General features: G+C 44.3%; 11 protein-coding genes. 6 read left to right on the plus strand and 5 right to left on the minus strand.

Features of this window, described 5'->3' with window-relative positions:
* Nucleotides 1-89: 89 nt before the first annotated feature.
* From ATH1_RS0104555 to ATH1_RS0104575, 5 genes are all read left to right on the plus strand, one after another.
* Nucleotides 90-803, plus strand: a complete 714-nt coding sequence (locus ATH1_RS0104555; protein WP_010418185.1) for an ABC transporter ATP-binding protein — start codon at nt 90-92, stop codon at nt 801-803.
* Nucleotides 804-827: 24 nt separating this feature from the next.
* Nucleotides 828-2048, plus strand: a complete 1221-nt coding sequence (locus ATH1_RS0104560; protein ID WP_010418187.1) for an ABC transporter permease — start codon at nt 828-830, stop codon at nt 2046-2048.
* Nucleotides 2049-2134: 86 nt separating this feature from the next.
* A complete protein-coding gene (locus ATH1_RS0104565; RefSeq protein WP_245531711.1) occupies nt 2135-2935 on the plus strand; it encodes a DUF3108 domain-containing protein in 801 nt (266 codons plus the stop codon).
* A 215-nt stretch (nt 2936-3150) separates the two neighbouring features.
* On the plus strand, nt 3151-3720 hold the full coding sequence (efp, locus tag ATH1_RS0104570; protein ID WP_010418192.1) for an elongation factor P: 570 nt from the start codon (nt 3151-3153) through the stop codon (nt 3718-3720).
* A gap of 209 nt (nt 3721-3929) precedes the next feature.
* The gene (locus ATH1_RS0104575; protein ID WP_010418195.1) at nt 3930-5162 is read left to right on the plus strand and encodes a PP2C family protein-serine/threonine phosphatase; all 1233 of its coding nucleotides are present in this window, start codon (nt 3930-3932) and stop codon (nt 5160-5162) included.
* Nucleotide 5163: 1 nt separating this feature from the next.
* Here ATH1_RS0104575 and ATH1_RS0104580 read toward each other — a convergent pair whose 3' ends face one another.
* The 5 genes from ATH1_RS0104580 to ATH1_RS0104600 form a co-directional block, all read right to left on the minus strand.
* Complete coding sequence (locus tag ATH1_RS0104580) at nt 5164-5688, minus strand: hypothetical protein (protein WP_010418197.1); 525 nt, start codon at nt 5686-5688, stop codon at nt 5164-5166.
* A gap of 10 nt (nt 5689-5698) precedes the next feature.
* Nucleotides 5699-7099: a PspC domain-containing protein gene (locus ATH1_RS0104585; RefSeq protein WP_010418199.1), complete on the minus strand. Its 1401-nt coding sequence runs from the start codon at nt 7097-7099 to the stop codon at nt 5699-5701.
* Between the two features lie 150 nt (nt 7100-7249).
* Nucleotides 7250-8209 (minus strand): PspC domain-containing protein, encoded by a 960-nt coding sequence (locus ATH1_RS0104590; protein ID WP_010418200.1) that lies wholly within the window; start codon nt 8207-8209, stop codon nt 7250-7252.
* Nucleotides 8187-8543: a PadR family transcriptional regulator gene (locus ATH1_RS0104595; protein ID WP_010418202.1), complete on the minus strand. Its 357-nt coding sequence runs from the start codon at nt 8541-8543 to the stop codon at nt 8187-8189. The genes ATH1_RS0104590 and ATH1_RS0104595 overlap by 23 nt, the downstream gene beginning before the upstream one ends.
* Nucleotides 8544-8555: 12 nt before the next feature.
* The gene (locus ATH1_RS0104600) at nt 8556-8792 is read right to left on the minus strand and encodes a hypothetical protein (RefSeq protein ID WP_010418203.1); all 237 of its coding nucleotides are present in this window, start codon (nt 8790-8792) and stop codon (nt 8556-8558) included.
* 477 nt (nt 8793-9269) lie between these two features.
* Between ATH1_RS0104600 and typA the strand changes: the two genes are divergently transcribed.
* Nucleotides 9270-11069, plus strand: a complete 1800-nt coding sequence (gene typA, locus ATH1_RS0104605) for a translational GTPase TypA (RefSeq protein ID WP_010418204.1) — start codon at nt 9270-9272, stop codon at nt 11067-11069.
* Nucleotides 11070-11087: the final 18 nt, after the last annotated feature.

Raw genomic sequence — 11087 nt, forward strand, 5'->3', positions numbered from 1 at the left:
TGTGGTACTTTTAAGTATTTCAGAAGGCAAAGCAGTATTTTCAATCATCTGACATTTAATCATCTAATCATTTAAGGATATATTGCTATATGGTACACGATATCATCAAAATTTCCAACCTGCGAAGAGATTTTAGTGTTGGTGCTGAGACTGTTCATGCTTTACGAAACGTTTCTTTCAGGGTAAAAGAGAATGAATTTTTGACCATCATGGGAACCAGCGGTTCGGGAAAATCTACTCTTTTAAACATTCTGGGGGCACTTGACAAGCCAACTGAGGGGGAGTATTATCTCGACGGGACCAATGTAAGCAATCTTTCAAAAGATGAACTGGCTTTAATACGAAACCGGAAGATAGGGTTTGTTTTTCAGTCGTTTAACCTATTGCCACGTACCTCGGCTCTCGAAAACGTCGAGCTTCCTCTTATGTACAACTCCGGGGTGTCATCACGCCGGCGCAGAGAACAGGCCATTGAAGCTTTGAGAATAGTGGGACTGGCCGACCGGATGAACCATACACCTAACCAACTGTCAGGAGGACAACAGCAGCGCGTTGCCATAGCCCGTGCACTTGTTAATGACCCGGTGATGGTGCTTGCCGATGAAGCAACAGGTAACCTCGACACCAAAACAACAGAGGATATCATGTCTCTCTTTTGGAAGCTTAACACAGAAGGAAAAACAATCGTTTTTGTCACCCATGAACACGATATTGCCGAATACAGCAAACGCACCATAGTGTTGAGAGACGGAGCAATTATTGATGATTATGAGAATGCAGGACACCCGGCTCAGGGCAATTGAATAGAATCAACAATTTCAGTGACTATGAATTTATTTAATTTAACAAAGATAGCCCTCAAGGCCATGGTACGTAATAAAATGCGCACATTTCTTACAATGCTGGGCATTATCATAGGTGTTACATCGGTTATTACCATGCTGGCCATCGGACAAGGATCAAAAGAGAGCATCCAGGAACAGATATCCTCGATGGGCGCCAACATGATAATGGTACACCCGGGCAGTGATGAGCGCGGTGGTGTAAGGATGGACCCGTCGTCGATGCAATCACTGAAGCTTGAAGATGTTGAGGCCATTCAAAAATATGCTTCTCATGTTTCGGCGGTTTCGCCTATGGTCAGTACAAGCGGGCAGGTCATCGCCGGATCACGCAATTGGCCGACAACCATTCAGGGCGTAAGTGAAGATTTTCCGGAGATCAGAAAAATGGAAGTTGCCGAAGGCGTTATGTTTACCGATTATCATGTCAAGCGTGCAGCAAAGGTCTGCTTGCTCGGGCAAACAGTCGTGGATGAACTGTTTCCCGACGAAGAAACAGCCGTTGGTGAAACCATAAGGTTCAGGAAAATACCTTTTAAGGTGATTGGTGTATTGGCTGAAAAGGGGCAGAACACATTCGGTCAGGATCAGGATGATATCATTCTGGCGCCCTATACCACCATCCAAAAGAGAATCATGGCTGTAACACACATCCAGTCCATTTATGCAAGTGCAACCAGCGAAATGGAGTCGGAACAGGCCGAAAATGAAATAACACGGGCATTGAGGATATCCCACGAATTAGCAGAGAATGAAGAAAATGACTTTACTGTTCGTTCGCAGCAGGAATTGATCAGCACGTTCAGCTCCACCAGTCAGATGCTAACCATACTTTTGGGTGCTATTGCTGGTATTTCGTTGCTGGTAGGGGGGATTGGAATTATGAATATTATGTTCGTGTCGGTAACAGAACGAACGCGCGAAATAGGATTGCGCATGGCTGTCGGTGGACGCAGCCGTGATATTCTTTCGCAGTTTTTGATAGAGGCTGTTATAGTAAGCGTGGGAGGCGGACTTATAGGTGTCTGTTTAGGTCTGGTACTATCTTATGGATTGGGGAATATACTTGGATGGCCCGTTTCTGTTACTGAGCAGTCCATTGTTCTTTCTTTTATGGTCTGTGCCGTTGTCGGAATATTTTTCGGATGGTATCCGGCCCGCAAGGCTTCGGGGTTGGACCCCATTGATGCACTCCGTTATGAATAAATCGGCCTGAAAATTGTAACAATAAGGATAAATTGACCATATAAACGATCAGATACTTCGTTTTTATGGAATTAAACCTTGTTGTTATGGTAAGCAGGACTTTTATTTTCATTCTTCTGTCGATGGCCGGTAGCTTCTCAATGTTTGCCGTTAACGGTTCTTTCCCTGATAATTCCCAAACCGTATATGCTCCAGGGGAAGAGCTTGTCTATTCCCTGAAATACGGCTTTATTAAAGGAGGAGAAGCCAGTCTGACAGTGAATGACACCATGCTCTCAGGTCAGCAACTGTATCATGTGATTGCCAGTGGAAAAACCGTTGGTCTGGCCGATGCCATTTTTAAAGTGCGCGATCGTTACGAAAGTTTTATTGATCCCCGGACAGACCTTCCTGTCAAGGCAATTCGCAACATTCGTGAAGGCAGTTACAGGTATTATAATGAAGTGTTGTTTGAACATCATCATCAGGACTCAGCTAAAGTGAAAAGTCAGAAGTCGGGTGAGCATTGGGTCCCTGAGAATATACAGGACATCCTTTCGGCTTTTTATTTCGCGCGCAAACATAAGTTTAATGACGACCTGCAGGAAGGCGAAATGATTGAGATCATGACTTATTTCGCCGATGAACTTTTTCCACTCCGGATACGATACCGCGGTACGGAAGTAATTGATACTCCCCTTGGCAAACTGGAATGTTATCTCTTCTCGCCTGTTACCGAGGTAGGTCGTGCTTTTAAGACGGAAGACGACATGCAGGTATGGATTTCGCGCGACAAGAACCGTGTTCCCGTGCGGATCAGATTTCAGCTCAGAGTGGGGGCTTTTACATGTAATCTTGAACAATTCCGGGGCGTTAAGAATCCTTTTTCAAGTTTTGTTGTTCAATAATTCAATAACCCAGGAATCCGCAAGGAATTGTTAGAAATTGTAACGTATTCTCTGCGGATTCGATAAAGTATATCCTCTTATTTGGTCTCATGCTTTACGGAAATGAGTGATTTTCAAAATCGGGGTCATGAATAAAAAAATGTCTGGTGTTTTAATTGATTTACACTATTTTTGCAGCGCAAAAAAAATTACACACCTATTTAAGAATTAAAGAAATGGCAACAACCGCAGATTTTAGGAACGGAATGTGTATCGAGTTTAACGGACAGCTGTTTTTTATCGTGCAGTTTCAGCATGTTAAACCCGGGAAGGGCCCTGCCTTTGTAAGAACCAAGTTGAAAAACGTAACTACCGGGAAAGTGATTGAGAACACTTTTCCTTCAGGGCATAAAGTAAATGAAGCCAGGGTAGAAAGAAGGCCGCATCAGTTTCTCTATAAAGACGACCTGGGGTATCATTTTATGAACACTGAAACATTTGAACAGATCAATTTGGCAGAAGACCTTGTTGATAACCCTCATTTGCTGAAAGAGGGCCTTGAGGTAGAGGTGTTGTATCATGCCGATACCGAAACCCCTATTCAGGTCAATCTTCCCCAGTTTATTACATACGAAGTAACTTATACCGAACCCGGTGTGCGTGGTGATACTTCATCGACCAACTCTTTGAAACCCGCCACCGTCGATACCGGCGCTACCATTATGGTACCGCTTTTTATTAATACCGGTGACAATATAAAAGTCGATACACGTGATCAATCCTATGTGGAACGTGTGAAAGATTAAATTTTCGCATGGCGTGCTCCGCTGATCCGGGCAGATATTTCACATGGCACGCGAAAAAACGGTAACAAGAAATTAATATCAGGCGTTAAACCTGTCAAAGAAATATTGTATTTCCTTGACGGGTTTTTTTGTTAGTGGAAGCATTATTTTTCGCATAAAAAAATTAAATTTCGTACATTTATCGGAAATGTAAGACACACAAGCATCCCATGATCACGCAGGTAAAAAAGAAACGACTACGTCTGTACAAAGACCGGCTCAATATTCTACTGGATATTGCACAGACCATTAACCAGGATCATACGGTTGATGATTTGCTTGCCGAGTTTGAGATTTTGCTGAGAGAGGAGTTGGAAGTAGGGAAGATTCTTGTTTTTACCAACTCCGACGGAGAATGGAAAAATCTGCTGATTTCGGGAGTGTCGGCCGAAGAGGTTAAAAAAATTAATGTAGAGCGCGATCTGCTGCAATACAAATCCATAGAAAACATAACACTTGCACCGCCTGTCCCGCTTCAGGGGTTTGATGCCGTAATTCCGCTTTTCCACCGGTACCGGGCCATCGGTTACGTTCTGATTGGCGACATAGAGGAGGAGCAACAGGGCATCAGTCCTACTATTAAACACCTGAAACTGATTCAAATCATCTCTAATCTCATCATTGTATTCATTGAGAATAAGAGGATGCAGGAAACCATCCTCGAACAGGAGGCAATTAAGAAGGAGATGGAGGTGGCATCAAAGATACAAACCCAGCTGATTCCCAATCCCGAAGACCTGCCACGTCATAAAAAGCTGTCGCTGCAAGCATTCTATCACCCGCACTGGGGTGTTGGAGGCGATTATTACGATATTATACCGTTGTCACGTAATTCCATCGGTTTCTGCGTGGCCGATGTCTCCGGCAAGGGAATTGCCGCAGCTCTTTTAATGTCCAACTTTCAGGCTATCATTCGCACATTGTTTACCCCCAATATTAATCTTAAAAAATTGATTCACCAGCTCAATCAACGGGTGAACAGCAGCGCCAATAATGAGAAATTTATTACCATGTTCATTGGGAAATATAATCTGCGCAGCCGCAGACTCATCTATGTTAATGCAGGACACCTTCCTCCTTTGCTCTTCGATCGGCGAAAATCGCACCTGGAATCTCTCGATAGTGGTTGTATCGGTCTTGGAATGCTCGATGTCATTCCTTCGGTGGAGGTGGGCAGAATTACTGTTCCAAAAAATGCCAAATTGATGGCGTTTACCGACGGGCTTATAGAGTTGGAACGCGATAATGAGGTGCATTCAGGCCTTATGAACATCGAAAAGATTATTACCAACCGGAAAAGCATCGAAGAAAATATGGAGGAGGCTAAGCAGTTAGTGGCCCGTCATATCGAATCCGGGGCGGTTTTTGATGATATTTCGTTGATTGGAATGGAGTTTAAGTAGTTTAATCCAACTCTTCCCAGATTTCCTTAAATTTATTCTCATAGGTGCGTACTCTTCTCAGGTTGTTTTCTCCAACTTCTTTTTTTAGTTGTTCCTTGTCGTCTCCCAATTCTTTGTTTAGCATCCTGATGTTAATTCTTTTCTGGTCTTCAGTAACATACGGGTTTTCATTGATGTGTTCTTCCGAAGTCATTAATATTTGTCTGCGCTCGGCGATCAGATTGTCGTAATTAAGACAGAACCAGGTTTTACAAAATGTTTCCAGGGCATCGAGTAGCAGGGCGTCATATCCGTATTGCCCGAGAATCACTTCACCTTTTGCATGCAGAGCAGCATCGCGTGGCCAGATATAATAAGCCTGCGACACCGTAATGCCGGCTTGTCGCAGCCGGGGTACCATCCGGGGTAAAGTCCCCATGATGTGACGTATTTCTTTGTCGGTCAGGCTGTCTTCACCGGAATTTTGGGAGCAGACAGACATCGATAACAAAATAGCAGACAGAAACAGAGATAATTTAGCAAACATGGCATTTTATTTAATCTATATCAATCAAATATTTAAACTCATCGGCGGTTTTTACTGCTTTGCCTTCCGGAATTTGAATGGTAACTTTTAATTCCTGGCCACGCATGACGCCCGGTTTTTGAACACTGAAATAGCGGTCGATCAATAAAAGAGAGTCGTTCTGCATATAGAAATATTCTATCATTTCTGCATTTTTGAGCGCTTCGTCGGACGATTGTCCCCGTGATTTTTTCCTCACAGAGATTTCGAAGTTTGCGCCATGACGGTTCACTTTAATATCAGGTGTTCCAACAATTATCGGTTGATTGTTCTGGCGCTTGATGGAGATGTCATCGTTGCTGAATATGTGAGTGCCCTCTCCGAGTTTTAGGGAGGCTTCAGTAGGTTCAATATAGATGGTATCCGATTCAGGAACTTCGAGCAGTTTTCGTTCCTCAATCTCCATTTCGTTGGCATAGCCGGAGGCTATTTGTACGCCGGTATAAGTAATAAGACCGATACCAACCAGCCACAGGATGAGCGATGTAACCAGGAAGGCCGGCCCGCCTTTTTTGAAACGGAAAATCAGGTGCATTCCCAGATAGAACAAAACCAGCAAAGGAATTCCGGCTGCCAGTAAAATACCGATAACAGCGGTTACTTTTTGTCCGGGTAGCAGAAATAAGCTTTCAAGTCCCGGCGTCCATACACTATCGTGGGTCAAACTTTCCAGGATGACATCAGTTAAGGAAAAGGCCATAATAATCCCGCTCAGCGAAAGGAAGGAAATGATGATAAGGAAAATGCCGGCAACAACAGCGATAACACGTAAAACACCTTTCATTGCATCGCCGTTTCCCGGACGAGACATCTGGCGTCTTCGCCAGGAATCGCTGCCGGGTGCTCCGCCCATCATCATAATGCGTTGTTGCATGGTCACCGCTTTCGGAATGGCGATCCAAAGGATGAGGTAGACCAGAACAGAAGTACCGTACAAGAATGTAGCCAGGATGAAAAGTAACCTGAACAAGACGGGGTCGGTACCAAAATAGTTTCCCAGGCCGCCACAAACACCTCCCAGCACCCGGTTGTCGGGATCACGAAACAATTGTTTTTTCACGTAAGGTTCCTCCCATGTTTTATTTTCGGTGGCTTTGTCGGGATCGTCGGGCGTTTCATAATCGCCGGGATCACCCAGGGTTTTAATGATCTCATTGACATCTTCGAGGGTAACCGATGAGGAAGCATCGGGATGAACGCCCCGAAAGAGCTCTGCAATACGCAGGTTAATGTCCTCAAGCGTTTCTTTGGCTTCATCGGTATCGCCAAGCTTCGCTTTTACTTCCTCCAGGTAGCTGTTTAGCCGGTCATAGGCATCTTCATCTATGCTGAAAGCATGACCTGCAAGATTGATATGGATGGTTTTCTTCATAATTTTAGTTGTTAAATATTTTTCAGATTTTTTTCAAAACCAGCGTTCAACTTTTGTTCTTTACCTTTTCTAAGTCAATGGTACGCGAAACCGCCTGCAACAATATTCAAACTAAAAACCCGATACCCGCCAACTCATCAACTCACCAGTTTACATAAACGTATGCATCATGTGAGGCCAGGCAAACACCCCCAGCATCTTAAACAGGAACGCGGCCAGCAATACCACGGCTATCAGGATAAGGAATCCTTTCATGGCAGAGCGAAAAGACAGCCCCAGTATTAAAAGAATAAGGACAAGGGGGAATATTCCCGGAAAGCCAAAGTGGCTGAACGGGAAATCGAAATGAAATGCCGGATTCCACCCCAATTCAAAAGGGATGTTGACAAGATTTGCCATAATAATGACTCCCACGATTACAGCCGTAATTACCAGGGCTGTCCGGTCGCGTTTATGAAACCGTCCCAGGTAATCTTCACCTTTTCTGTAGGCGCGTGATTGCCGGAATTTTCGTTTTACCTCGTTGTATTCGTTGCGGATGTTTTTTTCTATGTTCGAAATGTTGACATCATGCCCTTGCATTTCGAGCCGCTGGGCAGCTGTTAAGGCAGGGGGAATGGCTATCCACAGGATGATGTAGATAGGAATAATTGCCCCAAAGCTCAGGAAGGGTAATACTGCAAACAAAACCCTGACCACTACCCGGTCGATGTCGAAATATGCAGCAATTCCAGAGCAAACGCCGCCAAAAACGCGGTCTTCCACATCGCGATACAAACGACGTCGTGGTGGCACTGTTGAAAAGGTATTTCCCTGCTCCTGCCCGCTGCTTTCATTGTCAGCCGGCTCTTCTGAGAAATCTTCTGGTTGTCCCATCGTATTGACAATTTCCTCAACCAGGTCTATGGTGATAACACCTGTTGTAGGATTGATTTTATCTTCGAACAGCTCTCTTATGCGCGCTTCTATGTCATCGTAAATTTCTTGTCCACCCTCTTTTTCACGCGACCATATCTCAAGTTTCTTAAGATATTCTTCCAGTCGTGCAAATGCATCTTCATCGATATAGAAAGAACGGCCTGCAATATTAATGGTCACTACTTTCTTCATGGTTTTGATTTTTGGAGTTAATGAATTGAACAGAATTTACTAACTCTGTCCAGGACAAGTCAAGTTCCTGAAGAAACTCGCGTCCCCGGTCGGTCAGTTCATAATATTTGCGTGGCGGCCCTTGTGTCGATTCCTCCCAACGGTACGACAAGAGCCCGGCATTTTTAAGCCTTGTAAGAAGGGGGTAAAGTGTTCCCTCAACCACGATGATGCGCGCTTCCTTCATCTCATTAATGATGTCCGAAGCATAAGCATCTCCTCTTGACAGAACCGAAAGGATGCAATATTCCAGCACTCCCTTTCGCATCTGAGCTTTGGCATTTTCTATCTTCATATTTTTTTGTTTTTAAAACGGCAGACCAATCATGAAGTATGATGCTGCATGGTTTGATCTTTCTTCTCCCGAATCGGCTTCGGTACAGTATTCAACATCTTTCTTTGGTCTCTCAGCGGCCACTGAAGTTTTATCTGCAACTTGTGGAACAGGTTGTTGCCTGCCCGTTAATAATACGGCCAATATGAATAGAATGCTAAAAGCGACAATTGACCCTGTTCTTTTGGTGATGTTACGATTTTTCTTCATTACCTTTTATTCAAATCAAAAACGCAAATAATGCTATATCCTCTGTTTGCCATATAGAGTTCGACGCCTGCCTGTCAGGCAAATTTTCGGAACAAACTGAAAAATCCCTTTCTGCATAAGTTCCTGTTAGTAAGAATTTGGGTTCTACAAAATTTATTACTTCTGCCTGGCGGTTACTTTTTATAGGGTGCTTAAAATTATGATGGCTATATGTTTTGATCTTTAAGAGATGCTACTACATCAAATCTTTTTTACTGATATCTGAACTTGTTTATACACTGAATAGGGTATTGCAAATATATAAATATAATTTAGTACTATGCAATACCAAGTATTATTTTTTTGAAGAAGATTTGTTTTTTTGCTTCACGGGCTATCGCAGCATCCGTTAATTAAATTTAACACCACATAAAACAGAGGATGGCTGCTTGTTGTTATTAAAAAGCGTAATTTTGCACGCTATTTTAAGGAACAATTATGCAGTCAATCAGAAATGTAGCAATTATAGCCCATGTTGACCACGGGAAAACCACGCTGGTGGATGAAATGCTGAAGGCAGGTAACCTTTTCAGCGAGCATCAGCGACCGGGCGAACTTATCATGGACAGCAACGATTTAGAAAGGGAGCGGGGCATCACCATACTTTCCAAAAATGCTTCGGTGGTTTGGAACAATCATAAAATAAATATCATAGATACACCCGGTCACTCCGATTTTGGCGGGGAGGTGGAGCGGGTGCTCAATATGGCCGACGGGGTACTTTTGCTCGTAGATGCTTTTGAAGGGCCGATGCCACAAACCCGGTTTGTCCTTCAGAAAGCTTTGGGATTGGGTCTGAAGCCCATTGTCGTTATCAATAAAGTTGACAAACCCAATTGTCGTCCTGAAGAAGTACAGGAAATGGTGTTTGATTTGATGTTTAATCTTAATGCCAGCGAGGCGCAGCTTGATTTCCCCACGGTTTACGGTTCGGCACGCGACGGATGGATGTCAACAGACTGGAAAAAACAAACTTCCGATATCAGTGCCCTGATGGATGCCATTATTGAACACATTCCTGTTCCTGAAGAAAGAAAAGGAACGCCACAGATGCTGATTACCTCATTGGAATATTCCCCTTATGTTGGGCGAATTGCCATTGGGCGTATGCATCGTGGTACACTGAAAACAGGGCAGGAAGTTGCCGTTGTCGGCCGTAACGGCGATGTGTACAAAACCAGGATCAAAGAGTTGAACGTGTTCGAAGGGCTGGGGCGAACCAAAACCAATGTCCTGCCAAACGGGGAACTCGGTGCCATCATTGGTCTCGATGGATTTGAAATAGGCGACAGTATATGCGATCCGGAAAATCCTGAGCCGCTGGACCCCATTGCCATCGACGAGCCTACCATGAGCATGTTGTTTACCATCAATAACTCACCCTTTTTCGGGAAAGACGGTAAATACGTTACATCCCGGCACATCAGGGAACGACTCGACAAAGAGTTGGAGAAAAACCTGGCGCTAAGAGTTGAAGAGACCGATTCGTCCGATGCATGGAATGTTTACGGACGGGGTGTATTGCATTTGTCGGTGCTTATTGAGACCATGCGCCGCGAAGGATATGAATTGCAGGTTGGACAACCCCGTGTGATCGTCAAAGAGATTGGAGGAGAGAAACACGAACCGGTAGAAGAGTTGACCATTGACCTGCCCGATGAGTATAGTGGCCGCGCCATAGAAATGGTTACACAGCGAAAGGGCGATCTTCTGTCGATGGAACGAAAAGGCGACCGTGTTGTTCTCGAATTTAATATTCCGTCAAGAGGCATTATCGGACTTAGAAACAACTTAATGACAGCCACTGCCGGAGAAGCTATAATGGCTCACCGATTTATAGCTTTTCAGCCATGGAAAGGAGACATCCCTAAACGCCTGAACGGATCACTCATTGCTATGGAGTCGGGAACCGCCATTGCCTATGCTCTTGATAAACTGCAGGACCGGGGCAGGTTCTTTGTTTACCCCCAGGAAGAGGTTTATATGGGGCAGGTAATTGGCGAAAACAGCAGGGAAGGCGATATTACTGTGAACGTTACTAAAACGAAGAAGCTGACCAATATGCGGGCTTCGGGTTCAGACGAAAAGGCCAAACTGGCACCGCCTGTTGTCTTTAGCCTCGAAGAAGCTCTGGAATATATTCAGGGTGATGAATATGTTGAAGTGACTCCCAAAGCCATCCGGTTACGCAAAATTTTACTTCAGGAACATGAAAGAAAGCGACTGGCTAAGAAGTGACAGGCGCCGCCTGAACAG

It is taken from the genome of Anaerophaga thermohalophila DSM 12881, from assembly GCF_000191885.1.
In the GTDB taxonomy this organism is placed as follows: Bacteria; Bacteroidota; Bacteroidia; order Bacteroidales; family Marinilabiliaceae; genus Anaerophaga; species Anaerophaga thermohalophila.